Genomic DNA, 25,575 nt, shown 5'->3' on the forward strand with positions numbered 1-25,575 from the left:
ACACTGGCCTGCTCCAGTTATTAATATTATGGTTATCCGTTAAGCCAGGATGAAAGGTCAGTATTCACGCATTGAACAGTGCTTTCAGCCACCCCTTCGGTAACCACTTTGTTAAATATAGCTAACAAAATTAAAAGCGCTTGCGCGAAAGACTAAAAAATAAGCAACAAACTGAAAAAGCGGGGTAATTAAGAACATTCCGCAAGAGGCTAATAAGACAGGGAAAGTCATTGAGCGCGGCGGCTGCCGCGCTCTGAGGGCCGGGATTAGTGTTCGCGTGTTTTACGGAACTGAACGTCAGGATAACGTTCCTGGGTCAGGTTGAGGTTAACCATGGTCGGGGCGATATACGTCAGGTTGTCGCCACCGTCCAGCGCCAGCTGGATTTCGTTCTTCCGTTTGAATTCTTCAAACTTCTTCACGTCAGTGCTTTCAACCCAGCGCGCCGTGGCGACGTTTACGGATTCGTAGATCGCCTCCACGTTGTACTCGCTCTTCAGACGGGCAACCACCACGTCAAACTGCAACACACCCACCGCGCCCACGATCAGATCGTTGTTGGAGATCGGACGGAACACCTGCACCGCTCCTTCTTCAGAGAGCTGCACCAGCCCTTTCAGCAGCTGTTTCTGCTTCAGCGGATCGCGCAGGCGAATACGGCGGAACAGTTCAGGGGCAAAGTTCGGGATACCGGTGAACTTCATCATTTCGCCCTGGGTGAAGGTATCGCCAATCTGGATAGTGCCGTGGTTGTGCAGACCGATGATATCGCCGGGGAAGGCTTCTTCAACGTGCGAACGGTCGCCCGCCATAAAGGTCAGCGCATCGGAGATCACCACATCTTTACCGGTACGCACCTGGCGCAGCTTCATGCCTTTTTCATATTTTCCGGACACCACGCGCATAAAGGCGACGCGGTCGCGGTGCTTCGGATCCATGTTGGCCTGAATTTTAAACACGAAGCCGGAGAACTTCTCTTCCTTCGCTTCCACGGTGCGGGTATCGGTTTTACGCCACATCGGCGCAGGCGCCCAGTCCACCAGACCGTCGAGCATATGGTCTACGCCGAAGTTACCCAGCGCGGTACCGAAGAACACCGGGGTGATTTCACCGGCGAGGAACAGCTCCTGATCGAATTCGTTGGATGCGCCCTGCACCAGCTCCAGCTCGTCACGCAGCTGTTGCGCCAGGTCTTCGCCCACGGCGCTGTCCAGCTCCGGGTTGTTCAGCCCTTTAACAATGCGCACGTCCTGAATGGTGTGGCCTTTACCGGTCTGATACAGATAGGTTTCATCTTTATAAAGGTGGTAGACGCCTTTAAACAGCTTGCCGCAGCCAATTGGCCAGGTGATGGGCGCGCAGCCAATCTTCAGCTCGTTTTCCACTTCATCCAGCAGCTCCATCGGATCGCGGATGTCACGGTCAAGTTTGTTCATAAAGGTGAGGATCGGCGTATCGCGCAGACGGGTCACTTCCATCAGCTTACGGGTACGATCTTCAACGCCTTTTGCCGCATCGATTACCATCAGGCAGCAGTCCACCGCCGTCAGCGTGCGGTAGGTATCTTCGGAGAAGTCTTCGTGGCCGGGGGTATCCAGCAGGTTCACCAGGCAGTCGTGATACGGGAACTGCATCACGGAGGTGGTGATCGAGATCCCACGCTGCTTTTCCATTTCCATCCAGTCAGATTTCGCGTGCTGATTCGAGCCACGGCCTTTTACCGTACCAGCGGTCTGGATCGCCTGTCCGAACAGCAGCACCTTTTCGGTGATGGTGGTTTTACCGGCATCGGGGTGAGAAATAATGGCAAACGTGCGGCGCTTCGCCACCTCTTGTAAATAAGGAGACAACGTCATAATGATATTCTTCTTAGTCAATGCGCGGCGCAAAGCCACGCAGCATGAAATTCAAATTGCGGCTATTTTACCCATCAATAGAGGACAGACAATCAATGTTTACACAGCAGCTGCTCCAGTTCGCCAAGGGAGGTCACGGTCCAGGTGGGAGTCACACCGTCCGGTAATGCGCGCTGATGGGCGTTAAGCCAGCAGGTGGACAATCCGGCGTTCATGCCGCCCAGAATGTCCGACTCGGCGGTATCCCCCACCATTAATACCCGCTCACGCGCCGGGTTACCCGCCTGCGCCAGCGCATAATCAAAAATCTTCGGATGCGGCTTCGCCACGCCGATCTGCTCGGAAATCACCAGCAGATCGAAATAGTCCCGCAGTCCGGTACGCTCAAGGCGGATTTCCTGCAAAGCGGTAAAGCCATTGGTGATAATGCCCAGCTTCGCTTTACCTTTCAGCGATTTCAGCAGGGATACCGCGCCCGGCAGCGGTGTACAGATCTCCGCCATCGCGTTAAGAAAGGCGTCATTCAGATCCCCCGCCGGAACATTAAGCTTCGCCGCCCATCCTTCAAAACGCTGGTGTTGCAGCTGTAAGGCGGAAATCGCGCCGTTCTGGTATTCCACCCACAGCGGTTTATTAACGGCCTGATAATCCTGGAAATCGTCAGCGGTAAAGGTCACGCTATAGTCAAGAAACATCCGCTGTAAGCCGCCGAACGAATCAAAGGTAAACAGCGTTTCGTCGGCGTCAAAGAAAATCCAGTCCCAGTTCATTACATCACCTTACGTCTTGTTAAATCGGCAACGCCATAATGATTGCGTCTTCGCGGCCTGTTGCCGTCGGGTAGTAGTTACGCCGGACGGTGGCTTCGTTGAAGCCCAGGCTTTCATACAGCGCGATGGCGGCGGCGTTTGAAGCGCGCACTTCCAGCCACAGCGTCAGCACATCGCGTTTTTCCAGCTCGGCAATCAGATGCTGAAGCAGCATTTTGCCCAGCCCCTGGCGCTGAAAAGCGGGATCGACCGCAATGTTAAACAGCGTGGCTTCGTCGAGCACCACCTGCGTAATGGCAAATGCGGCCATGGTATCGCCCGCCATCAGCCGAAAATTGAGATAGCGATCGCCCTGATTGCTGGCGAAGGTTTTTTCACTCCACGGAAAGGCGTGCGCGCGGGTTTCGATCTGAAAAGCCGCTGCCAAATCAGTCGTGGTGAGGGAAGAAATCGTGTTCATGTTCGCAGATTTGTTGCCATAGGGCGGCGCGAGCCGCAGGGTTAACCCGTAATTCATCGAAGAGCGGGGACGTTACCTTCACGCCTTCAAGCGCCACGGTTTCGTCAGCGCCCAGCAGCCAGCAGTTACAGCGGCTGCCCGGTGGCAACATCGCGATCCGTTCCGGCGTAATTTGTAAAACCTGGTCGGGCGAGATGGTCAGCGCCCGCAGTACGTCGCTGATAAGCGGTTCGGTTAACGCCGGCAGCGCAGAGGACACCATCACCAGACGAATGTGCGCCGGCAGCGAAATCGCAATTTCGCCCTGCAACGCCGCGGGCCTGCGCAAAGCCCACTGGGTAATGCCCAGCTGCTGTAGTTGCCAGTCGCGTCGGGATGTCATAGCGGATCACTCCTGTCTGTCAGGCGCGCAAATATAGCAAATTCGTCGTATCTGCGCCAACAAACTACTATAATCGCCGCCTGAGTTTAATGAGGAGTGTTTAATGTCTGCGTTTACCCCGGCAAGTGAAGTCTTGCTGCGCCACAGTGATGATTTCGAAGAGAGCCGTATTCTGTTTGCCGGAGATATGCAGGATGACCTGCCTGCTCGCCTGGAGACGGCGGCAAGCCGTGCGCACACCCAGCAGTTCCATCACTGGCAGGTGCTGAGCCGTCAGATGGAAGATCGCGTGCGTTTCAGCCTCGTCGCCGACGCCTCTGACGTGGCGGACAGCGATACCCTGATCTACTACTGGCCGAAAAACAAGCCGGAAGCCCAGTTCCAGCTGATGAACATTTTGTCGCTGCTGCCGGTGGGCATCGATATTTTCGTGATTGGCGAAAACCGCAGCGGCGTGCGTAGCGCCGAGCAAATGCTGGAAGCATACTGCCCGCTGACCAAAGTTGACAGCGCCCGTCGCTGTGGCCTGTATCATGGTCGCCTGGAAAAACAGCCTGCTTTCGATGCCGAAAGCTTCTGGGATGAATACCCGCTGGACGATCTGACCATCAAGACCTTACCGGGCGTTTTCAGCCGCGACGGTCTGGATGTCGGCAGTAAACTGTTGCTCTCCACCCTGACGCCGCACACCAAAGGTAAAGTGCTGGACGTGGGCTGTGGCGCCGGCGTGTTATCCGTGGCACTGGCCAGCCATTCGCCAAAAGTGCGTCTGAGTCTGTGTGATGTGAGCGCTGCTGCGGTGGAAGCCAGCCGCGCGACACTGGCGGCAAACGGTATTGAAGGCGAAGTGTTCGCCAGTAACGTGTTCTCGGAAGTGACCGGGCGTTATGACATGATCATTTCTAACCCGCCGTTCCACGATGGTTTGCAGACCAGCCTTGAAGCCGCGCAAACCCTGATCCGCGGCGCGGTACGTCATCTGAACAGCGGCGGCGAGCTGCGTATTGTCGCCAACGCCTTCCTGCCTTATCCGCAGGCGCTGGACGAAACCTTTGGCTTCCACGAAGTAATCGCACAAACCGGTCGTTTTAAAGTTTACCGCACGGTTATGACGCGCCAGGCAAAACGCTAATTGCCAACGTGCCGTTTTTTGCAGCAAATGAAGAAACGGCACGCAATTAATTGTTGACGAAAATCCTAAAACATCTAGAATGCGCCTCCGTGGTTACGATACTTCAAGAGTATCGATGGTATGCGAAGGTGGCGGAATTGGTAGACGCGCTAGCTTCAGGTGTTAGTGTCCTTAGGATGTGGGGGTTCGAGTCCCCCCCCTCGCACCATAAATCACATGATATTGCTCGCACTGGGCGAAGGTGGCGGAATTGGTAGACGCGCTAGCTTCAGGTGTTAGTGTCCTCAGGATGTGGGGGTTCGAGTCCCCCCCCTCGCACCAACGAGGCAATATCAAAAAATAAGATAACTGTGCGAAGGTGGCGGAATTGGTAGACGCGCTAGCTTCAGGTGTTAGTGTCCTTAGGATGTGGGGGTTCGAGTCCCCCCCCTCGCACCAATTATCTTGTTTTCTTCTGTTTCTTCCCGCTGTTCTTCCTGCTTACATCATCCGCTTGAGATTCATCAGCAGCATCATCATCCCGCTGACCAGCGCAATGCCTGACGGCAACAGCACGAAGTGCCGTAACTGCTTGTGATAAAGCATCACTGGCGTCAATACCAGCCCCAGCACGATCAATACTCGCCATGCATTAAGAGAAAGATCGGCATACGCCAGTCCGGACACGATAATACCCGGCAATAAAAGACCCCATCCACTTCCCAGCGCCCGCTGCAACATGCTTTCGCCTCTCACACTGATAATGATAACCAATATCATATGATAAGTTTTCTCATTTGTCAGCGGGTATAATGAGGATTGCATGAACTTTACGCATCGCCTGATGACATACATTCACTAAGGTGATAAATTGCTCACCCAGAAAAAGCAGATAACAATTTTATAATATTTTCGCGATTAACTATTCCCCGCGTTATTTTTCGTTTTGGCAACCATTACATTTTAAATTGCAGATTAATAACGACTTTAAGTTTAAAGATGACAGCACACTCATGGCATTCCCTTTGTAACAAGAAATACCGTTTATCCCTGCGTTTGTTCTTGTTTCTCAATGCAGCTTCGGCGCTTTTTTCCTTTCTGCTTCCGCTCTATAACGCGCGGTCGCTGACGATCCCGCTGTGTCTGCTGTTTACTATCAGCGTGACGCTGCTGGCGTGGCACTGGCGCTTTCCGGCTAAGAAATTAAATGTGTCGCCGATCTCAGTTTTATTTGGCGCATTATGGGCGTGGCATGTCGCCATTAAATTTTCGCTGCTTGCCGATCCCGGCTCGCCTTATCTTCTGATTGCGTTAATTAGCGTGTTATTTATCGGCTCCATAGCTTTTTCCAATAATATCATCGCATTCACGTTGCACTCGTTGCCGGTATTTTTATGCTGCCTGTGGTTTAGCGAGGGTGAGAACATGGTGCGGATGATATTTTCCTTCGCCCTGCCGATGGCAGGTATTGCTATTCAGAACGTGATCCAGTCGCGCAATGATAAGTTTGCCCTTGATTTGATGTGTCGGTTGCTGGAAGAAAGAGAGACGCTGAATGATTTAAGCATGCTCGATCCGCTTACCGGCCTGTACAACCGTCGCGGTCTGCAAAACAAAATCGATAACCTGCTGGCGCTGGATAGCGGCGTTCGCTATGTCCTGCTGCTTGATATCGACCATTTCAAAGCCTACAACGATCACTATGGTCATATGATGGGTGATCAGGCGCTGATCCGCATGTCGGCGGCTATCCGCGATGCCGTGCGTTCGCGGGATATTGTCGCCCGTTTCGGCGGCGAAGAATTTATGATCCTGTTAAGCAATGTTGATCTGGAGCGGGCGCGCATGGCCGCCGAGCGCATTCGCCAGCAGGTTTACGATCTGAAAATTCCGCACATGTTTAACGAAAGCGTGGCGACCAACGTGACGGTCAGCATCGGCATCGCGCCGCTGACGGACACCAATATTGAAGCGGCGCTGGATCAGGCGGATAAGGCGCTTTATGAAGCCAAGCACCTGGGCCGCAACAATATCCTGTTCAGCGGCGAGCTAAAGGTCGCCTGAATCGCGATCGCCCTCCACTTTCCCGACAAAGATCTTGCGATCGGTTTTATCTATAGTTAGGATTGGCAATCATTATCATTTAGATTCCATTTCAGTTGCGCACTATGGCCTATCGCTTCGCTCCGATCACTGAAGATGCTGTCTGGCGTATCCCGCTTCGTCCTGAAACGGTATCGCTGGCCGATGCCCTGCGTGATGCGTTTGCCACGCACCGTGCGCACTTCCTGGATGTGATAAAACTTGATGAGGCTTATCCTCACCAGGCCATGACGCTGGCCGAATGGTCACAGCCGTCAACGCTTCAGTCGTTGCAGGCTATCTATGCCGATCACATCTACCGTAATCAGCCAACGCAACTGCGGGAAAATAAGCCGCTGCTGTCGTTATGGGCGCAGTGGTATCTGGGCCTGATGGTGCCGCCGCTGCTGCTGGCGCTGTTAACCCAGAAAACCGCGCCGGATGTTTCTCCGGAACATTTTCACGTTGAGTTCCATGAAACCGGACGTGCCGCCTGCTTCTGGATGGATGTGCATGCGGATCACGTCACCACCCGTCTTTCCGATCAGCAACGTATTGAGCGGCTGATTGTCCGGGCGATGGTGCCGGTGGTGCAGGCGCTGGAGTCGACCGGCGACATCAACGGCAAGCTTATCTGGAGCAACACCGGTTATCTGATCAACTGGTATCTCAACGAGATGAAACCCCTGCTCGGCGAGGAGCGCGTCGCGGCGCTGCGTCAGTTCTGCTTCTTTGAAAAACAGCTTTCTGATGGTCAGGATAATCCGTTATGGCGCACCGTGGTGCTGCGTGATGGGTTACTGGTGCGCCGCACCTGCTGCCAGCGCTACCGTCTTCCGGACGTGCAGCAGTGCGGTGATTGCACGCTGAAATAAAAAAGGGGCTTTCGCCCCTTCAGATTTCCTTGCCGGGTGGCGCTTCGCTTACCCGGCCTACAAAAACCATCCTCTTTTACGCCACCTGTTGACGCTCTTCCTCTGCACGCAATGCCTCTTCGGCTTCCTGCGCCAGCAACTGCTTCTCATACACTTTAAAGAACGGGTAATAGATGATGGCGGACACCACGGCCAGCACTACCACGAGGATCGCCGCACGGAAATCCCAGCCCAGCCCCCATGCCGCACCGATTGGCGCAGGCGCAGTCCAGGGCACCACGGAAATCACCCGGCCAATCAGATCCATTTTCATGGCGGCCCAGGCGATCACCGCATTCACCATAGGCGCAAGCAGGAACGGAATGAAGAATACCGGGTTCATCACGATAGGCGTGCCGAAGATCACCGGCTCGTTAATGTTAAAGAAGCTCGGCACCACGCTCAGTTTACCTATCGAACGCAGGTGCACTGAACGGCTGCGCAAATAGCACAGCACCAGCCCCATGGTGGCCCCGGAGCCGCCGATCACAATAAAGAAGGTCCAGAAAGCTTCCATAAAGATATGCGGCAAGGGCGCGCCCTGCGCCAGCGCGCTCTGGTTCATGCCAAGGTTAGTCAGCCAGAACATTTGCAGCATTCCGGAGACGATAGCCGCGCCATGGATCCCGGCAAACCACAGCAGATGCCCAATCAGCACCGCGAGCAGAATAGCCGGCAGTGAATCCGCCGCCGAGACCAGGGGTTTAAACAGCGACATGATGGCCTGCGGGATCAGCATATCGAACTGTGACTGGATAAACAGGCTCAGCGGATAGAGCGTTACCACCACCACCAGCACCGGGATCAGCAGGTCGAATGAGTTTTTGATCATCGGCGGCACCTGATCCGGCAGGCGGATACCAATGTTATGCGCCTTCAGAAAACGCATCATCTCTACGCAGTAGATAGCGACGAGGATCGCCGTAAAGATGCCGGTGCCTCCCAGACTGTCTACCGGCATCGCGCCTTTGGTTTTCGGGGCGGCGACCAGCAGGAATGCCATCAGCGACAGCATGGCGCACATGAAGGGATCAAGCTGATGCGATTTCACGTAGTGCTTGCCGAGGTTATAGGCGATTGCCGCACAGATGTAGATCGACATGATGCCCATGGTCATATCAAAGGGCGTCAGGATCTGCCCTTCGAACTGTTTGGCCATATCCAGCCAGGCGCGGGCAAAGCCTAATGTGGTATCCGGTGAAAACGGCGGATAGGCAAAGACCAGTAAAAACGAGCCGACGATCATAAAGGGCATGGCGGAAATAAAGCCATCACGGATCGCCATCACATGACGCTGGGAAGAAATTCGCCCGGCAATCGGGCTGACGTAATTTTCAACGAAGCGGAAAATCAGATTAAACGCAGCATGGTTATCAGACATAGCAGCTCTCCTGTCAGGCGAACAAGTTAAACGCAGCAGCGGTAAACAGCGAGCTGTGCGGCAATCCATTATGCGGGTTTACAACCATGCCGGGCGCAGGACCAGCATTAAAGCTCAGTAGGATACGTTTCATAGACGGCTCTTTTTATCTGAGACAGAGGAAGGGTAAAACGAGTATTAATCTCCGCCACGGACACTGCAACCGGTTACTGTAACCGGTTTCCGTGATTGTGAAGAGGATCGAGAAATCCGGCAGATCCGTTTGTGATTAATTAATATTTACAGCACACGAAGGCTTATGCCAGATTACTGCCAGTCGTTCCCAGGAGATAACAATGAGTCTGCATTCTGTGCGGGAGTTTTTTGCAAGCCAGGCCCCCGATATTGAAATTATTGAACTAAGTCAGAGTACTGCAACAGTGGCACTGGCCGCAGCGGCGCACAATGTTGAACCCGGACAAATTGCCAAAACGCTGTCGTTGAAAGTAAAAGATGAAGTGATCCTGATCGTGGCGAAAGGTGACGCCAGGCTGGATAACAAAAAGCTGAAATCCACCTTTGGCGCGAAAGCGCGCATGCTGAGCAGCGATGAAGTGGTGCTCACCACCGGGCATCCGGTTGGCGGCGTCTGCCCTTTCGGGCTGGAGAACCCGCTGGCCGTCTACTGCGATGTATCCCTTAAGCAGTATCAGGAAGTGCTGCCTGCCGCAGGCGCTACCCACAGCGCCGTGCGTATTTCACCGTCGCGCATGGCGCAACTTACGTCTGCCACCTGGGTGGATGTCTGTGAATAAAAGACTGCGCCAGAGTCTCGTCTGGCGCAGCTGTGCAGGTTGATAGCAAAATTCACGCAACCATATGGACCGCAGGCGGTTTTCGGTCAACCGAGATGTGCATCAGAATATCCGCCGCGTCCAGCAGTCCCGCATCCGAATGCACGCCCAGCTTGGTCATGGCGTTAAACTTGTGCGCGCGCACGGTTTTAATATTACGCGACAAATAGTGCGCGATCTCCGGCATCGAATACCCATAGGTCATGTAGTGCAGGATCGCGCGCTCCGTCGGACTCAGCCCATTATTTTTGCTGACGTACCAGTCGTTTATCACGTTTTGATTAAGCCGATGCGTATTGTTGAGCAGTATCGAAAGCTGCTCCTGTAACAGCCCAATCGCCAGCGTTTTGCTGATGATGCCATGCAGACTGGAAGGGGAAAGCAAACTCATCAGACGTACTTCGGTATCATCCTGCGCCAGCACAATTCGCTGAGCGGACGGATACCCTTTTGCAAGTTTTAGCAGACTCTTCAGGCAGTCAATACGCTCTGCCCGCAGTCCGGAAAGTGAAAATATGACAGAAAAAAAAGGCATCTTCAGCGCGGCCGCTTCAAACGATGGGTAATCTTTAAAAAAATGGAGCTTATACATACTTAAGGCTGAGGTGCTGAAAAGATGTGACAGCCCGATCTCACTCATTACACAACTTTCGATGACAGCAACATGCCGCTTTGCACATTTCTTTTCCATTCTGTTTGCTCTCCGTAGGCTGAAGCCAGATTCAGCTCTCTCATTCCCTGTGCACTGTTAATCCATGCGTACATTTCAGCATTGCTGCGCAGTGAAAGGCGGCGCATGGCGCTATTCTTTTGCGCACTCACGGTCTTATTACTCTTCTTGAGCAACATGGCGACCTGATTGATGCCCCAACCTTTTCCGATAAGCCGTAATACCCGGCGTTCAGACAGCGTCAGCAGTGCTGATTTTTCCTCTTCTTCGTCAAATTCACCTGGCTCCGGGGACAGCAGGCTTTGGCTGATCCGCTCGGCGCTGATGCTGCCTGCGCGAATGGCGTTCACCACGACCTCAATGGGATCAACCTGAGACAGTAAGGTACTTTCCGGGCGCAGCAGCATTTCTACCGCCAGCGGGTATAACGGACGCGGGACAATAAAAATCCAGTGAATATCAAGATACTGAGTCAATAACTTGTAGTACTGTTCGCAGAGATTTTTTGGATGACGAATGTCCCCTGACAAATCGGCAACCACTAAATCTGCGCGCCGCAATTGCAGTAACGTAAGCTCTTCTAATGCGCGGCAATACGAGAGTTCATATTCGGGAAAATGGTGGGCAATAATATTGCCAAGGCCATTTTGTATGATAGGTGCTTTACTAATAACGATTCCGAACTTACAACTTCCTGTAACCATAATTTATCCGTCTCCTTTTTTAAGTACAGAAACTCAGGAGAAAACATACGCTTTTAATAAGCGCTGATTTCATCCTTAACTTTTCTGACACTTTTCCCTGGATACTAACCGTAGCGTGCCACCTGGCACGTCTGTTCCTTCTGGAGAGATTAACCATGAGATTATTTCATCCTGCTCTCACCGCGCTAATATCGCATAAATTGTGAAAAATAAATAACCAGGGTGATGGTTAAAAAATACAAAAAAAATTAAGTAAAAATTAAATTATTCATTTAGTGAATATAAAAACGGTCAGGAGTAGCCGTCAGGCCACGTCCGCACTGCATCCGGTAAAAGATAAGAATTCTCAAAGATAATGAATAAATATTGATCTGCCCCCTGACCGGGCCATGGACGCTTCGTGCTAAAAATAGATTTTCCGCCTGGCCTTCAGGCGTTTTGGCGTTGACTACCAGGGCACGACATGCAAGCAGAGCAGGCGTCACAGCGGACCATCACGCGATTATGTATTCAGTGCGGTCTTTTTCTATTACAGCACGGTGCCGAAAGCGCGCTGGTAGAAGAATTATCCACGCGGCTTGGGCTGGCGCTGGGGATGGACAGCGTAGAAAGTTCGATTTCAGCCAATGCTATCGTGCTGACGACAATTAAAGACGGTGAATGTCTCACCTCGACGCGCAAGAACAGCGATCGCGGGATCAACATGCATGTGGTGACCGAGGTACAGCATATTGTCATCATGGCCGAGCATAAACTGCTCGATTATCGGGACGTTGAAAAGCGCTTCAATCATGTCAAGCCGCTGCGTTATCCGCGCTGGCTGATGGTGCTGATGGTCGGCCTCTCCTGCGCCTGCTTTTGCAGACTTAATAAAGGCGGATGGGACGGCGCGGTGGTGACGTTCTTCGCCAGCAGCATCGCCATGTATGTTCGCCTGACGCTGGCGCAGCGGCATATGCATCCGCAGATCAATTTCTGCATTACCGCTTTTGTGGCGACCACGGTCGCAGGTTTATTGCTGATGCTGCCCGCCTTCGCGCTTACCTCAACGGTATCAATGGCCGCCAGCGTGTTGTTGCTGGTGCCGGGCTTTCCGCTGATTAACGCCGTGGCGGATATGTTCAAAGGGCATATTAATACCGGACTGGCGCGCTGGGCGATCGCCAGCCTGCTGACCCTCGCCACCTGCGTGGGCGTGGTGATGGCAATGACAGTTTGGGGGCTGCGCGGATGGGCATAATCGATTTTCTGCTGGCGCTGATGCAGGACATGGCGCTGTCGGCCATTCCCGCCGTGGGTTTTGCCATGGTGTTTAACGTTCCGCACCGCGCCCTGCCCTGGTGCGCGCTACTGGGGGCGCTTGGTCACGGGTCGCGCATGACGATGGTCACCGCGGGCTTCAATATCGAATGGTCCACCTTTATGGCGTCGATGCTGGTTGGGGCCATTGGCATCCGCTGGTCGCGCTGGTATCTGGCGCACCCGAAAGTCTTTACCGTGGCGGCGGTGATCCCGATGTTTCCGGGCATTTCGGCCTATACCGCGATGATCTCAGCGGTAAAGATTGGGCATCTGGGCTACAGCGAGGATTTGATGATCCTGCTGCTGACCAATTTCCTCAAGGCCACTTCCATCGTGGCCGCCCTGTCGATTGGCCTGTCGGTACCCGGACTGTGGATCTACCGCAAGCGCCCGCGCGTTTGAAATTTGTTTTCTGCCGCTGCCGTGGTGATAATCCCCCTTTGCGTTTTGGCCTATAAGGAGTGAGCGTGGAGCACCATGGCAGTAATCCCTCAGAGAAAAGTGACGAAGCCAGTCTGAAAGATAAAATCTTTCACAGCGCCATTACGCTGTTTGCGGAATACGGGCTAAACGGCGCGCGCATGGAGCAGATCGCGGAAAAAGCGGGCACCACCAAACGCATGGTGGTCTATCACTTCAAAACCAAAGAAAACCTGTACTTACGCGTGCTTGAACACGTCTATACGGAAATTCGCGCCAGTGAAAAACGGCTGAACCTTGCCGGTATGCCGCCGGTGGAAGCCATGGTGCAGCTTGTTGAAAGCACCTTTGATTATCATGCCGCCCATCCGGATTTTATTCGCATCATCTGCATGGAAAACATGCAGCGGGGACGCTTCATGCAAGAGTCTGCGGTGCTGCGCACGGTAAACCGCAGCGCGCTGGATCTGCTGGAAGATATTTTGCAGCGCGGGCAGCGCAAACAGCTGTTTAATAAAACGGTCACTGCGCGCGACGTCCACCGCCTGATGAGCAGCTTCAGTTTTCACTTCGTGGCCAACAGTTATACCTTTACCCTGCTGTTTGAAGACGGGGCCGACAGCGCCGCCCAGGAAGCGCATTATCGCGCGATGGCGGTGCAGGTGGTGCTGCGTTATCTGTGCCCCTGACATGTCGCAAACAAATAACTTGCAATTAAATCGTGCACTATCTATATTCATCTCATGAAGACGAAGACCGCTCCATCCAGCCGCGTGCTGGAACTTGATAACCAGCTCTGTTTTGCGCTCTATTCTGCGAATCTGGCGCTCAACAAAGTGTACCGGCAACTGCTGACGCCCTTGCAGCTGACCTACCCGCAGTATCTGGTGATGCTGGTGTTATGGGAACGGGATGACGTTACGGTATCGGAGATAGGCGAGCGCCTGTTTCTGGATTCCGCCACGCTGACGCCGCTGCTTAAGCGTCTGGAGAGCGCCGGGCTGATTAGCCGTCAGCGCTCCCGCCAGGATGAGCGGCAGGTGGTGGTCACGCTGAGCGACAGCGGCCGGGCGTTGCAGGAACAGGCGCGGGATATTCCTGAACAGGTAGGCTGCGCCGCCGCCTGCGATACCGCCACGCTGACGTCGCTCAAGCTGGAGCTGGAAAAGTTACGCGAAAACTTACACCGCGCATAATGACTCATTCAGAGTGATTATGCTCGCAGATAAATAGCACGCTATTTTATAGCATACAAAAGGAACGCATTATGTCTCTCGAAAAAGTGATCTATACCGCTGTTGCCAAAGCTACCGGTGGCCGTGACGGCCGCGCAACCTCTTCTGACGGCGTACTTGATGTGAAACTGGGCGTGCCGAAAGAGATGGGCGGCGCAGGCGGTGATGCCACTAACCCGGAACAGCTGTTTGCAGCGGGCTACTCTGCCTGTTTCCTCGGCGCGATGAAATTTGTCAGCGCACGCGACAAAATCACCATGCCTAAAGACGCGTTCATTGAAGGCGAAGTGGGTATCAGGCCGCTGCCGACCGGTTTTGGTATCGAAGCCAAACTGAACATCCACCTGCCGGGTATGGATGCCAGCGAAGCGAAAAAACTGGTAGATGCAGCACACATCGTTTGCCCTTACTCCAACGCAACGCGCGGCAACATCGACGTTACGCTGAACATTATTTCCTGATTTATTACCCTCACCAGGGGGCTTTTCGGGAGGACAAGACGGCTGCCCGCTTGCGCAGCCGCCTCCTTTATCCTGTTGATTAGTCAACACTTAAGGCCGGGGAAACCCGGCTTTCTTTTCTGCACTGCTTTCCGGGCAGCGCTCTGTGCTACTATGTGCACATATCAGTTGCGGATCCCTTCGCAATGTCTGTACCAGTCAGTTTGAGATAGCACAATGTCCTCCAGAATCCTGTCCACGAACGTCATCGGCATCGATGATTTTACGCGCCAGCACGCCACCGTTCTGGCGCAAGCGCCGCACGGCACGGTGGCCGTGTTTGCCAATAATGCACCGGCTTTTTACGCGCTCACCCCTGCGCGGCTGGCGCAGTTGCTGGAACTGGAAGCCCGTCTGGAACGCCCGGCCAGCGATGTGGCGCTGGACGCACAGTTTTATGAAGAACCTGCGGCCGCGCCGGTGAGCGTGCCGATAGGGAAATTTGCCATGTATCCCGCCTGGCAGCCCGACGCGGATTTTCAGCGTCAGGCGGCGCTGTGGGGTATCGGCCTGACGCAGCCGGTTACGCCGGAAGAACTGGCGTCATTCGTGGCCTACTGGCAGGCGGAAGGCAAAGTCTTCCACCATATCCAGTGGCAGCAAAAGCTGGCGCGCAGCGTTCAGATGAGCCGTGCCAGCCAGGGCGCATCGCTCAGGCGTGATGTGAACACGGTGAGCGAGCCTGATAATCAAATTCCACCCGGTTTCAGAGGATGATGATGAAAAACGTCGGCGAACTGATGAAACGTCTGCAAAAGATGATGCCAGAGCATGTGAAACCCGCATTTAAAACGGGCGAAGAGCTGCTGGCGTGGCAAAAAGAGCAAGGTGAGATCCGCGCCGCTGCCCTTGCGCGTGAAAACCGCGCCATGAAAATGCAGCGCACCTTTAACCGCTCCGGCATCCGTCCTTTGCATCAGAACTGCTCGTTCGATAACTATAAAGTCGAGAACGAAGGCCAGATGAACGCCCTTGCCAAAGCGCGTCAGTACGTGGAAGCCTTCGACGGCAACATCGCCAGCTTTATCTTTTCCGGCAAGCCTGGCACCGGTAAAAATCACCTCGCGGCGGCTATCTGCAACGAACTGCTGCTGCGCGGCAAATCGGTGCTCATTATTACCGTGGCGGATATTATGTCGGCGATGAAAGACACCTTCAATAATCGCCAGATCAGCGAGGAGCAGTTGCTCAACGATCTGAGCAATGTCGATCTGCTGGTGATCGACGAGATCGGCATGCAGTCCGAATCGCGCTACGAAAAAGTGATCATCAATCAGATCGTCGATCGCCGCTCCTCCTCCAAACGCCCGACCGGGATGCTGACCAACAGCAATATGGACGAAATGACCAAACTGCTCGGCGAGCGCGTGATGGACAGGATGCGTCTGGGCAACAGCCTGTGGGTGATATTCAACTGGGAAAGCTACCGCAGCCGCGTCACCGGAAAAGAGTATTGAGAGCAATCTGAACCCGTAATGCGCGTCGGCCCTGTAATAATGGGCCGATCCTGCCCGTCAGGGCATTACCCAAGAGTACGCCAGATGAAATTAGCCCAACGTATGCTTTGCTGCGCCCTTGTCGGCAGCGCCCTTCTCTCCACCGCCGCCAGCGCCGCCTCCTGGCAGGAATCTCTCTCCAGCGCTGCCACGCAGCTCAGCCAGAACAATGACTCACAGCAGGGCGGCCTGTCGCTCTCGTCACTGGGCGGCTTACTTAACGGCGGCAACCAGGCGTTAAGCGCCGACAACATGAACAATGCCGCAGGCATTTTGCAGTATTGCGCCAAAAACAAGCTGGCGTCAGTCACGAATGCGGAAAACGTGAAAAATCAGGTGATGGAAAAACTGGGCCTGAGTACGCCCGCCGCGCAGCAGCAGGATACCAACTATCTTGATGGCCTCCAGGGACTGCTTAACACCAAAGAGGGTGAACAACTCAGCCTGAGTAATATCGGCAACTCCCCACTGGCGGAGAAAGTCAAAACCAAAGCCTGCGATATCGTACTGAAACAGGGGATAGGCTTCCTGTCCTGAGAGGCGTAAACGTCGCGTTCATGACAGACGCGACGTCGCCTGCCACTTTCCATCTTTGCCCGCCATTATTCCCGCCTCATTTAAAGATGCGACGCCCTTCAAATAGTCACACATCTAAACCAAATCTGAATCACTGCACGATTTAATGACACTAGAATTGCAGCAGTATGACATCCCATTTAAATTGTATCGCACAAAAATAACAGCAATGGCCAGCCGCGCGACTGGCGACTGATGAGGACAGGCTGTGTCGGAATTGCTTTCCCTTGCCCTTTTTCTTGCTTCCGTGGTGATTTACGCCTGGAAAGCAGGCCGCAATACGTGGTGGTTTACCGCCACGCTGATTGTGCTCGGCCTTTTTGTGGTTCTTAATATCACCCTCTACGCCAGCGATTACTTTACCGGTGACGGTATCAACGATGCGGTGCTCTACACGCTGACCAACAGCCTGACCGGCGCGGGCGTCAGTAAGTACATATTGCCCGGCGCGGGCCTGATCCTCGCGCTGATTGCAGTGTTCAGCGCCCTCGGCTGGATTTTGCGCCGTCGCCGCCATATGCCCTTTCATTTTGGCTACAGCCTGCTGGCGCTGATGCTGGCGCTCGGCTCGGTGGATGCCAGCCCGGCGTTTCACCAGATCACCGAGCTGGTGAAATCCCAGTCGCGGGAAAGCTCGCCGGACTTCGACACCTGGTATAAAGTGCCCGCCAAAAGCATTCCGGATCCCAAACTCAACCTCGTCTATATCTACGGCGAGAGTCTTGAGCGCACTTATTTCGATAACGCCGCCTTCCCGAATCTGACGCCGGAGCTGGGGGCGATCAAAAATAACAGCATCGATTTTACCCATACCGCGCAGCTGCCCGGCACCGATTACACCATTGCCGGTATGGTGGCCTCCCAGTGCGGCATTCCGCTGTTCGCGCCTTTTGAAGGCAACGCCTCTGCATCTATGTCGAGCTTCTTCCCGCAGAATCTGTGTCTGGGGGATATCCTGAAAAACTCCGGCTATGAAAACCATTTCGTGCAGGGTGCGAATCTGCGTTTCGCCGGTAAAGACGTGTTCCTGAAATCCCACGGTTTCGATCATCTGGTGGGTGCGGAAGAGCTGAAAAGCCAGGTTGCCGATCCTGCTTACCGTAATGACTGGGGTTTTTACGACGACACCGTGCTGGATGAGGTGTGGAAAAAGTACGAAGAACTGTCCAAAAGCGGCAAACGTTTTTCGCTGTTCACCCTGACGGTGGACACCCATCATCCTGACGGTTTTATCTCGCGGACCTGCGATCGTAAACGCTATGAGATGGACGGCAAACTTAACCAGTCGTTCAGCGCGGTCACCTGTAGCCAGCAGCATATTGCGGCGCTGATCCAGAAAATCCAGGCCTCGCCCTGGTACAAGGACACGGTGATTGTGGTCTCGTCCGATCATCTGGCGATGAATAACACCGCCTGGAAATACCTCAGCAAGCAGGATCGCAACAACCTGTTCTTTGTGCTGCGTGGCGATAAACCGCAGCAGGACGTGTCCGGCCTCAAGCGCAACACCATGGATAACGGCGCGACTGTGCTGGATATTCTCGGCGGCGATAACTTTATCGGCCTCGGGCGCAGCAGCCTTTCCGGCCAGTCGCTGTCGGAATCCTTCCTGAATATGAAAGAGAAGGTGCTGTCCTGGAAGCCGGACATCATCCGGCTGTGGAACTTCCCGAAAGAGATGAAGGATTTCACCGTCGATACCGACAAAAAGATGATCGCCTTTTCCGGCAGCCATTTCCGCCTGCCGCTGCTGCTGCGTGTTTCCGATCAGCGCGTCGAGCCGCTGCCGGAGAGCGAATACTCCGCCCCGCTGCGCTTCCAGCTGGCGGATTTCGCGCCGCGGGATAATTTCGTCTGGGTCGATCAGTGCTACAAGATGGCGCAGCTGTGGGCGCCGCAGCTGGCGCTGTCCACCGACTGGTGCGTCTCCCAGGGACAGTTGGGCGGCGAGCAGCGCGTACAGCGCGTTGACCGCGCACAGTGGCAAGGCAAAACGGCCTTCAAAGAGACCATGATCGACACCCTGCGCTATAAGGCGAACGTCGATAAATTAAAAGTGGTGGATAACGATATTCGCTACAAAGCCGACAGCTTTGTGTTTAACGTCGCCGGCGCGCCGGAGGAAGTGAAGCAGTTCAGCGGTATTTCGCGTCCGGAATCCTGGGGACGCTGGTCTAACGCTCAGCTTGGTAAGGCGGTAAAAATCGAATACAAAGCGCCGCTGCCCGCGGAGTTTGAACTGGTGATCACCGCCAAAGCCTTTGGCCCAAACGCCGATCGCCCTATCCCGGTGCGCGTCGGTAACAGCGAACAGACGCTGACGCTCGGTCACGATCTTTCCACCACCACGCTGCGCTTCAGTAATCCGGCGCAGAGTAATACGCTGGAGATTATCCCGCCTGATCCGCAGTCCACGAACGAGGGCAATATTCTCGGTCATTCACCGCGTCAGCTGGGTATCGGGATGGTGGAAATTAAAATGGTGAAAGTCGGCGGGTAAATTTGGATGTGCCCGGCGGCGCGAAGCTTGCCGGGCCTACAATCAGCAAACCATCTGAACGTTAATGCCCGGCGGCGCGAAGCTTGCCGGGCCTACAATCAGCAAACCATTTGAACGTTAATGCCCGGCGGCGCGAAGCTTGCCGGGCCTACAATCAGCAAACCATTTGAACGTTAATGCCCGGCGGCGCAGGCTTGCCGGGCCTACAGAGGCGATCCTGTAGGCCCGGTAAGCGCAGCGCCACCGGGCAACTTACTGAATGTTAAAACGTTTCCCAGTTCTCATCTGTCGTCGCGACTTTACGCGTCAACACCGTCGGCGCCATGGTCTGCACCGGGGTGATGCCTGCTGAAGCCGGGCGTGCGACGCGACGGGTGCGGAACACCGCAACGGCCTGCGTCAGACGGCTCGCCTGCTCTTCCAGGGCAGCCGCCGCAGCGGCGGATTCTTCCACCAGCGAGGCGTTCTGCTGCGTCACACGATCCATTTCCGCCACCGCCAGACCTACCTGGTCGATACCGCGGCTCTGCTCATCAGAGGCAGAGGCGATTTCGCCCATGATGTCGGTCACACGGGTTACCGCGCTGACGATCTCATCCATGGTTTCACCGGCGCTTTCCACCAGCGTGGAGCCGATTTCAACGCGACCCACAGAGTCTTCGATCAGGCTCTTAATTTCACGCGCCGCCTGGGCACTACGCTGGGCGAGGTTACGCACTTCACCGGCCACCACCGCAAAACCACGGCCCTGTTCACCGGCACGTGCCGCTTCCACCGCGGCGTTCAGCGCCAGGATGTTGGTCTGGAAGGCAATGCCGTCGATCACGCTGATAATGTCAGCAATTTTCTGCGAACTGCCGGCGATGTCGCGCATGGTCTGCACCACGTTGTCCACCACCTTGCCGCCCTTCTGCGCGGTTTCTGACGCGCTGAGCGCCAGATGGCTCGCCTGACGGGCGTTTTCGGCGTTCTGCTTCACGGTAGCGGTCAGCTCTTCCATGCTGGCGGCAGTCTCTTCCAGGGAAGCGGCCTGCTGTTCAGTACGGGAGGAGAGATCGTTATTACCGGCGGAGATTTCGCTGGCGCCGCTGTAAATCGCGTCCGCGCCGCTGCGCACGTCGCCCACGGTACGTACCAGCTCGCTCTGCATGTGGCGCAGGCTGTCTGCCAGCTGCCCCATCTCGTTAGTGCCGTGTACGTTGATATCCTGTTCCAGATCGCCGCCCGCAATGTGACGGATGCTTTCCACCAGACGTTGCAGCGGAGCAATCAGCACGTTTTTAATGCCGAACCACACGGCAATAATCACCGCCAGCACCACGGTCAGCACGCTGATAATGATCCACACCGCCATGCTGTAGGAGCTGTCGTTATCGGCGACCGCCACGTCATACAGATGGTCGTTCTGCTCCAGATACTGCACATACTGCTTCTCGAAGCCATCCTGATAACCCTGGGTCGGCTGATCGAAGAACTCGGTGATTTTGCCTGCGCCCAGTAACTGGATCAGCTCGGCCAGCGCACCGTGATAGATGTCGTAGTTACGCTTCACTTCGGCGGCTGCGGCTTCGCTCTGGCGAGGATCGCGCGGCAGCGCCTGATACTCGTTCCAGCGCACTTCCGCCTGTTTCAGAGAAGCGGTCGCAATCTGCATCAGTTCCGCCACGGTCGCGCCGCTGCCGATGTTGTTCTGATCCATCATGTAGCGGATCCCGGCACGGTTCAGCGTGTTACGGGTCTGCAACAGCGCCACCCAGCTGCCGTTCAGCGTGGACTGCTGAGCGCGAATGGTTTGCAGAACGGTGAAGTTTTCTTTGTCATGCTTGAGGGCGTTAAAGAAGAGACCACCGGAGGTTAATTGTAAAAGGCCAAATAAACACAGTACCAGCAGTAAACTGGTCACAATTTTGATACGGTTTAACATGTTTTTCATTCCTTTGGACGAATAACACTTTGTCGGCCTGGATAAGAAAAACTTTACGGTAAATCGCATAAGCGGTAGTCGATGAGTGTGTAGCCCCCTTCCATGCAGTCGTCTAATTCAGCACGATATCCCGATAATTTTCATTAAGTTACGATGTAACAACAATTATCACACTATGGTTTTTCATCCTAAAAACCATGCATATAATGTGATTTTTTCGGGAGAACCCCATGATTGATCGCGATTACGACCATTTGACGACCTTGCTACATCTTTTTTTTGAACGGGAAGATATTCGCCAGAAGCTCAACATTATCGACCAGTATGATATCTCTGGCTGGGAAATCTGGATGCAGATTGAATTTGCTAACCTGCTGGTTTCTACCGGGCATGAGTGGTGGCGTGAACAGACGTTGGGGTGTGATTTACGTAAAAATCCGGTACGCAATAGTCTGCGCACCGATTTTCTGCTGCGAAAAAAAGGCTGGGCACTGGATACTTATATCGCGCTGGAAGTAAAACAGAACCGTGATCCCACAAGTTGTGTGAAAAATATGATTCGGGATTTGGAAAAGAGCGCGCGTATTAAACGTTCTGAAATCGATCTGCGCAGCTTCTGGACATTGGGCATTACTACGTTGATTGATCGCGAACGGCTCGACCAACTCATTGATCGTTATCTTAACGATAAGTATTACCAGACAAAATCACGTGACAGACACGTACTGCTGCAACCTATCGATAACACGCCATACTGCTTTATCGTTATTTAAAGTGCTTCCGTAGAAGCGTCTGCTGCCATACGCTTCTACGAAACGTAAATTTTCACGTGATCGCAATCACACATTTTCCGCCGCTCACAGCGGCTATTAACCGCTTACTCCTCACGCCGACCGCTCACCCCCGATTAACTACCGCTTAGCCAGATTACGCCCGTTTTTTGCGCACTCTTTGTCATGATCTGCCCGGCAAGCTGTCTCTTCAACTCACTACTTACACATTGACCTTTTCGGTCTTAAAGCCAGGTCTGATATGGATAATAAAAAGCTACTTAAGCACTTACCCTGGGCGATACTGGGGATCCTCGGTGCATTCTGTCTGGCGGTCGTCGCCTTACGGCGGGGGGAAAGCGTAAGCGCCCTGTGGATCGTCGTCGCTTCTGTTTCGGTTTACCTCGTGGCGTACCGCTACTACAGCCTCTACATCGCCCAGAAGGTGATGAAACTTGACCCGACGCGCGCCACGCCCGCGGTCATTAACAACGACGGCCTGAACTATGTGCCGACCAACCGTAACGTGCTGTTCGGACACCACTTTGCCGCCATCGCCGGGGCAGGCCCGCTGGTCGGCCCGGTGCTCGCCGCGCAAATGGGCTATCTGCCCGGCACCCTGTGGCTGCTGGCGGGCGTGGTGCTGGCCGGTGCGGTACAGGACTTTATGGTGCTGTTCATCTCCTCCCGCCGTAACGGCGCGTCTCTGGGCGAGATGATCAAAGAAGAAATGGGCCCGGTACCCGGCACCATTGCGCTGTTCGGCTGCTTCCTGATCATGATCATCATCCTCGCCGTGCTGGCGCTGATCGTGGTGAAAGCGCTGGCGGAATCGCCGTGGGGCGTCTTTACCGTCTGCTCAACGGTGCCTATCGCGCTCTTTATGGGCATTTACATGCGCTTCCTGCGTCCGGGTCGCGTGGGTGAAGTGTCGGTGATCGGTATCCTGCTGCTGGTGGCGTCGATTTATTTCGGCGGCGTGATTGCGCACGACCCTTACTGGGGCCCGGCGCTGACCTTCAAAGATACCACCATCACCTTTACGCTGATTGGCTACGCCTTTATCTCGGCGCTGCTGCCGGTATGGCTGATCCTCGCGCCGCGTGACTATCTGGCGACCTTCCTGAAAATCGGCGTTATCGTCGGTCTGGCTATCGGTATCGTGATCCTTAATCCGGAACTGAAAATGCCTGCCATGACCCAGTACATCGACGGTACCGGTCCGCTGTGGAAAGGCGCGCTCTTCCCGTTCCTGTTTATCACCATCGCCTGTGGCGCGGTATCCGGCTTCCATGCGCTGATCGCCTCCGGCACCACGCCGAAGCTGCTGGCCTGTGAAACCGATGCGCGCTTTATCGGTTATGGCGCGATGCTGATGGAATCCTTCGTCGCCATCATGGCGCTGGTGGCGGCGTCCATTATCGAGCCGGGCCTGTACTTTGCCATGAACACCCCACCTGCCGGTCTGGGCATCGTGATGCCGAACCTGCATGAGTTGGGTGGCGAAAACGGCCCGCTGATCATGGCGCAGCTGAAAGATGTCACCGCGCACGCGGCGGCCACCGTCAGTTCCTGGGGCTTTGTGATTTCCCCTGAGCAGATCCTGCAAACCGCGAAAGACATCGGCGAGCCGTCCGTGCTCAACCGTGCCGGTGGCGCGCCGACGCTGGCGGTGGGGATTGCGCATGTGTTCCACAAGATCCTGCCGTGGGCTGACATGGGCTTCTGGTACCACTTCGGCATTCTGTTTGAGGCGCTGTTCATTCTGACCGCGCTGGATGCGGGTACCCGTTCCGGCCGCTTTATGTTGCAGGATCTGCTGGGTAACTTCGTGCCTTTCCTGAAAAAAACCGATTCGCTGGTGGCCGGTATTATCGGTACGGCGGGCTGCGTGGGACTGTGGGGCTACCTGCTGTATCAGGGCGTGGTCGATCCATTGGGCGGCGTGAAGAGCCTGTGGCCGCTGTTCGGCATCTCCAACCAGATGCTGGCCGCCGTGGCGCTGGTGCTGGGTACGGTGGTGCTGGTGAAAATGCAGCGCACTAAATACATCTGGGTGACGGTGGTTCCGGCGGTGTGGCTGCTGATCTGCACCACCTGGGCGCTCGGCCTGAAGCTGTTCAGCGACAATCCGCAGATGGAAGGCTTCTTCTACATGGCCAGCCAGTACAAAGCGCGTATTGCCGCCGGCGGCGAGCTGACCGCGCAGGAAGTGGCGAACATGAACCACATCGTGGTGAACAACTACACCAACGCAGGCCTGAGCATTCTGTTCCTGGTGGTGGTGTACAGCATCATTTTCTACGGTTTCAAAACCTGGATGAAAGCCCGCAACAGCACGGTACGCACGGATAAAGAAACGCCGTACGTGCCGGTGCCGGAAGGCGGCGTGAAAACCTCCTCGCATCACTAAGTAGCCTGGCGGGTGGCGCTGCGCTGACCCGCCCTACAAAATACTTCAGGTCCGGCACGCGTAGCGCCGCCGGGCTTTTTCTTATCGGGATGGAAAATGTTTGGTAACTTAGGCGAAGCAAAAAAGTATCTCGGCCAGGCCGCGCGTATGCTGATTGGGATCCCTGATTACGACAACTATGTCGAACATATGAAAACCAATCACCCGGACAAGCCCTGTATGACCTATAACGAGTTCTTCCGTGAACGTCAGGAAGCACGCTATGGCAGCGGCGGAAGCAGCTGCTGTTAAGAAGGAAACCTCATGACCCCGATTGCCGTCACCCTTCTCACCGGTTTTCTTGGCGCAGGAAAAACCACCCTGCTGCGCCATATCCTCAATGAACAGCACGGTTATAAAATTGCCGTCATTGAAAATGAGTTCGGGGAAGTCTCCGTCGATACTCAGCTGATCGGCGATCGCGCCACGCAGATCAAAACCCTGACCAACGGCTGTATCTGCTGTAGTCGTTCTAATGAATTACAGGACGCGCTGCTGGATCTGCTCGACAGCCTCGACAAAGGCGACATCGAATTTGACCGTCTGGTGATCGAATGCACCGGCATGGCCGATCCCGGTCCGATTATTCAGACCTTCTTCAATCATGAAATTATCTGCCAGCGCTACCTGCTGGACGGCGTGATCGCGCTGGTGGACGCGGTGCATGCCGATGAGCAGATGAACCAGTTCACCCTGGCCCAGTCGCAGGTGGGCTATGCCGACCGCATTCTGCTCACCAAAACCGATATTGCAGGCGAGGCCGAACCGCTGCGCGAACGGCTGACGCGCATCAACGCCCGCGCGCCCATCTACACCGTGATCCACGGCGAAACCGATTTGGCGCTGCTGTTTAACACCAGCGGCTTTATGCTGGAAGAAACCATCGTCCCGGCGAAGCCGCGCTTCCACTTTATGGGCGATAAACAGAATGATATTGCGTCTATTGTGGTGGAGATGGATTACCCGGTGGACATCAGCGAAGTGTCGCGGGTGATGGAAAACCTGTTGCTGAGCTTCGCGGAAAAGCTGCTGCGCTACAAAGGGATGCTGTGGATCGACGGCGAGCCAAACCGCCTGCTGTTCCAGGGCGTGCAGCGCCTGTACAGCGCCGACTGGGACCGTCCGTGGGGCGACGAGCCACCGCACAGCCAGCTGGTGTTTATCGGGGTACAGTTGCCGGAAGACGAGATCAGAGCGGCCTTTGCGGGGCTGAAGAAATAATCCAGGCCGGATAAGG

Annotated in this window: 26 protein-coding genes and 3 tRNA genes; 20 read left to right on the top strand and 9 right to left on the bottom strand. The window is 54.8% G+C overall.

What is annotated here, in order from left to right; all coding sequences use genetic code 11:
- Window positions 1-266: 266 nt before the first annotated feature.
- The 4 genes from prfC to ACQUTD_RS12800 all read right to left on the bottom strand — a co-directional run bounded on the left by prfC (window position 267) and on the right by ACQUTD_RS12800 (window position 3,468).
- Window positions 267-1,856: a peptide chain release factor 3 gene (gene prfC / locus ACQUTD_RS12785; protein ID WP_473276427.1), complete on the bottom strand. Its 1,590-nt coding sequence runs from the start codon at window positions 1,854-1,856 to the stop codon at window positions 267-269.
- Window positions 1,857-1,948: 92 nt separating this feature from the next.
- Window positions 1,949-2,626, bottom strand: coding sequence for a pyrimidine 5'-nucleotidase (gene yjjG / locus ACQUTD_RS12790; RefSeq protein ID WP_318376381.1), 678 nt, complete (start codon window positions 2,624-2,626; stop codon window positions 1,949-1,951).
- Between the two features lie 19 nt (window positions 2,627-2,645).
- Window positions 2,646-3,086, bottom strand: a complete 441-nt coding sequence (gene rimI, locus ACQUTD_RS12795) for a ribosomal protein S18-alanine N-acetyltransferase (RefSeq protein WP_318364080.1) — start codon at window positions 3,084-3,086, stop codon at window positions 2,646-2,648.
- Window positions 3,055-3,468: a DNA polymerase III subunit psi gene (locus ACQUTD_RS12800; protein WP_318374657.1), complete on the bottom strand. Its 414-nt coding sequence runs from the start codon at window positions 3,466-3,468 to the stop codon at window positions 3,055-3,057. The genes rimI and ACQUTD_RS12800 overlap by 32 nt, the downstream gene beginning before the upstream one ends.
- A 103-nt stretch (window positions 3,469-3,571) precedes the next feature.
- Between ACQUTD_RS12800 and rsmC the strand changes: the two genes are divergently transcribed.
- From rsmC to ACQUTD_RS12820, 4 genes are all read left to right on the top strand, one after another.
- Window positions 3,572-4,600 carry a 16S rRNA (guanine(1207)-N(2))-methyltransferase RsmC gene (gene rsmC, locus ACQUTD_RS12805; protein ID WP_473276431.1) on the top strand — a complete coding sequence of 343 codons (1,029 nt, stop codon included), beginning with the start codon at window positions 3,572-3,574 and terminating at the stop codon, window positions 4,598-4,600.
- A 122-nt stretch (window positions 4,601-4,722) separates the two neighbouring features.
- Window positions 4,723-4,808, top strand: a tRNA-Leu gene (locus tag ACQUTD_RS12810).
- A 27-nt stretch (window positions 4,809-4,835) separates the two neighbouring features.
- Window positions 4,836-4,921 (top strand) — tRNA-Leu (locus ACQUTD_RS12815).
- A gap of 31 nt (window positions 4,922-4,952) precedes the next feature.
- Window positions 4,953-5,038: transfer RNA gene (locus ACQUTD_RS12820), tRNA-Leu, on the top strand.
- A gap of 42 nt (window positions 5,039-5,080) precedes the next feature.
- On the opposite strand, the gene ACQUTD_RS12825 is transcribed toward ACQUTD_RS12820, so the two are convergent.
- Window positions 5,081-5,359 carry a DUF1435 domain-containing protein gene (locus ACQUTD_RS12825; RefSeq protein WP_083580985.1) on the bottom strand — a complete coding sequence of 93 codons (279 nt, stop codon included), beginning with the start codon at window positions 5,357-5,359 and terminating at the stop codon, window positions 5,081-5,083.
- Window positions 5,360-5,578: 219 nt separating this feature from the next.
- Between ACQUTD_RS12825 and ACQUTD_RS12830 the strand changes: the two genes are divergently transcribed.
- Both ACQUTD_RS12830 and fhuF read left to right on the top strand, forming a co-directional pair.
- Window positions 5,579-6,643: a diguanylate cyclase domain-containing protein gene (locus tag ACQUTD_RS12830; RefSeq protein ID WP_473276433.1), complete on the top strand. Its 1,065-nt coding sequence runs from the start codon at window positions 5,579-5,581 to the stop codon at window positions 6,641-6,643.
- A 104-nt stretch (window positions 6,644-6,747) separates the two neighbouring features.
- A complete protein-coding gene (gene fhuF / locus ACQUTD_RS12835; protein ID WP_318364077.1) occupies window positions 6,748-7,536 on the top strand; it encodes a siderophore-iron reductase FhuF in 789 nt (262 codons plus the stop codon).
- A gap of 76 nt (window positions 7,537-7,612) precedes the next feature.
- On the opposite strand, the gene ACQUTD_RS12840 is transcribed toward fhuF, so the two are convergent.
- Window positions 7,613-8,956 (bottom strand): PTS sugar transporter subunit IIC, encoded by a 1,344-nt coding sequence (locus tag ACQUTD_RS12840; protein WP_072570428.1) that lies wholly within the window; start codon window positions 8,954-8,956, stop codon window positions 7,613-7,615.
- Window positions 8,957-9,291: 335 nt separating this feature from the next.
- Here ACQUTD_RS12840 and ACQUTD_RS12845 point away from each other — a divergent pair, with 335 nt between their 5' ends.
- A complete protein-coding gene (locus ACQUTD_RS12845; RefSeq protein WP_072570427.1) occupies window positions 9,292-9,750 on the top strand; it encodes a YbaK/EbsC family protein in 459 nt (152 codons plus the stop codon).
- A 52-nt stretch (window positions 9,751-9,802) separates the two neighbouring features.
- On the opposite strand, the gene bglJ is transcribed toward ACQUTD_RS12845, so the two are convergent.
- Window positions 9,803-10,429 (bottom strand): DNA-binding transcriptional activator BglJ, encoded by a 627-nt coding sequence (gene bglJ / locus ACQUTD_RS12850; RefSeq protein WP_318376388.1) that lies wholly within the window; start codon window positions 10,427-10,429, stop codon window positions 9,803-9,805.
- Window positions 10,429-11,163 (bottom strand): helix-turn-helix transcriptional regulator, encoded by a 735-nt coding sequence (locus ACQUTD_RS12855; RefSeq protein WP_072570425.1) that lies wholly within the window; start codon window positions 11,161-11,163, stop codon window positions 10,429-10,431. Before ACQUTD_RS12855 ends, bglJ begins: the two co-directional genes overlap by 1 nt.
- Before the next feature lie 463 nt (window positions 11,164-11,626).
- Between ACQUTD_RS12855 and ACQUTD_RS12860 the strand changes: the two genes are divergently transcribed.
- From ACQUTD_RS12860 to opgB, 9 genes are all read left to right on the top strand, one after another.
- Window positions 11,627-12,403, top strand: coding sequence for a threonine/serine exporter family protein (locus tag ACQUTD_RS12860; protein WP_318376389.1), 777 nt, complete (start codon window positions 11,627-11,629; stop codon window positions 12,401-12,403).
- Window positions 12,394-12,867, top strand: coding sequence for a threonine/serine exporter (locus ACQUTD_RS12865; protein ID WP_088220682.1), 474 nt, complete (start codon window positions 12,394-12,396; stop codon window positions 12,865-12,867). The genes ACQUTD_RS12860 and ACQUTD_RS12865 overlap by 10 nt, the downstream gene beginning before the upstream one ends.
- 65 nt (window positions 12,868-12,932) lie before the next feature.
- On the top strand, window positions 12,933-13,574 hold the full coding sequence (locus tag ACQUTD_RS12870) for a TetR/AcrR family transcriptional regulator (protein WP_072570422.1): 642 nt from the start codon (window positions 12,933-12,935) through the stop codon (window positions 13,572-13,574).
- Between the two features lie 54 nt (window positions 13,575-13,628).
- Entirely contained in the window at window positions 13,629-14,081 is a 453-nt protein-coding gene (locus ACQUTD_RS12875) for a MarR family winged helix-turn-helix transcriptional regulator (RefSeq protein WP_318364076.1), read from the top strand.
- A 71-nt stretch (window positions 14,082-14,152) separates the two neighbouring features.
- On the top strand, window positions 14,153-14,581 hold the full coding sequence (locus ACQUTD_RS12880; RefSeq protein ID WP_473276438.1) for an Ohr family peroxiredoxin: 429 nt from the start codon (window positions 14,153-14,155) through the stop codon (window positions 14,579-14,581).
- A gap of 216 nt (window positions 14,582-14,797) precedes the next feature.
- The gene (gene dnaT, locus ACQUTD_RS12885) at window positions 14,798-15,337 is read left to right on the top strand and encodes a primosomal protein DnaT (RefSeq protein WP_072570419.1); all 540 of its coding nucleotides are present in this window, start codon (window positions 14,798-14,800) and stop codon (window positions 15,335-15,337) included.
- Between the two features lie 2 nt (window positions 15,338-15,339).
- Entirely contained in the window at window positions 15,340-16,077 is a 738-nt protein-coding gene (gene dnaC, locus ACQUTD_RS12890) for a replicative helicase loader DnaC (protein WP_072570418.1), read from the top strand.
- Between the two features lie 84 nt (window positions 16,078-16,161).
- Window positions 16,162-16,653 (top strand): YjjA family protein, encoded by a 492-nt coding sequence (locus ACQUTD_RS12895; RefSeq protein ID WP_318376390.1) that lies wholly within the window; start codon window positions 16,162-16,164, stop codon window positions 16,651-16,653.
- 247 nt (window positions 16,654-16,900) lie between these two features.
- Window positions 16,901-19,192, top strand: coding sequence for a phosphatidylglycerol--membrane-oligosaccharide glycerophosphotransferase (gene opgB / locus ACQUTD_RS12900; protein WP_473276440.1), 2,292 nt, complete (start codon window positions 16,901-16,903; stop codon window positions 19,190-19,192).
- A gap of 262 nt (window positions 19,193-19,454) precedes the next feature.
- Here the strand turns inward: opgB and tsr are convergent, their stop codons facing one another.
- Window positions 19,455-21,116, bottom strand: coding sequence for a methyl-accepting chemotaxis protein (gene tsr / locus ACQUTD_RS12905; RefSeq protein WP_072570415.1), 1,662 nt, complete (start codon window positions 21,114-21,116; stop codon window positions 19,455-19,457).
- 230 nt (window positions 21,117-21,346) lie between these two features.
- On the opposite strand from tsr, the gene ACQUTD_RS12910 reads away from it, so the two are divergent.
- The 4 genes from ACQUTD_RS12910 to yjiA all read left to right on the top strand — a co-directional run bounded on the left by ACQUTD_RS12910 (window position 21,347) and on the right by yjiA (window position 25,559).
- Window positions 21,347-21,889 carry a hypothetical protein gene (locus tag ACQUTD_RS12910; RefSeq protein ID WP_072570414.1) on the top strand — a complete coding sequence of 181 codons (543 nt, stop codon included), beginning with the start codon at window positions 21,347-21,349 and terminating at the stop codon, window positions 21,887-21,889.
- A gap of 259 nt (window positions 21,890-22,148) precedes the next feature.
- Window positions 22,149-24,299 carry a carbon starvation CstA family protein gene (locus tag ACQUTD_RS12915; protein WP_318364073.1) on the top strand — a complete coding sequence of 717 codons (2,151 nt, stop codon included), beginning with the start codon at window positions 22,149-22,151 and terminating at the stop codon, window positions 24,297-24,299.
- 96 nt (window positions 24,300-24,395) lie between these two features.
- Window positions 24,396-24,590: a YbdD/YjiX family protein gene (locus ACQUTD_RS12920; RefSeq protein WP_072570412.1), complete on the top strand. Its 195-nt coding sequence runs from the start codon at window positions 24,396-24,398 to the stop codon at window positions 24,588-24,590.
- 12 nt (window positions 24,591-24,602) lie between these two features.
- Window positions 24,603-25,559, top strand: a complete 957-nt coding sequence (gene yjiA / locus ACQUTD_RS12925; RefSeq protein WP_473276444.1) for a GTPase — start codon at window positions 24,603-24,605, stop codon at window positions 25,557-25,559.
- Window positions 25,560-25,575 lie beyond the last annotated feature (16 nt).

Source organism: Enterobacter sp. K510 (assembly GCF_055804875.1).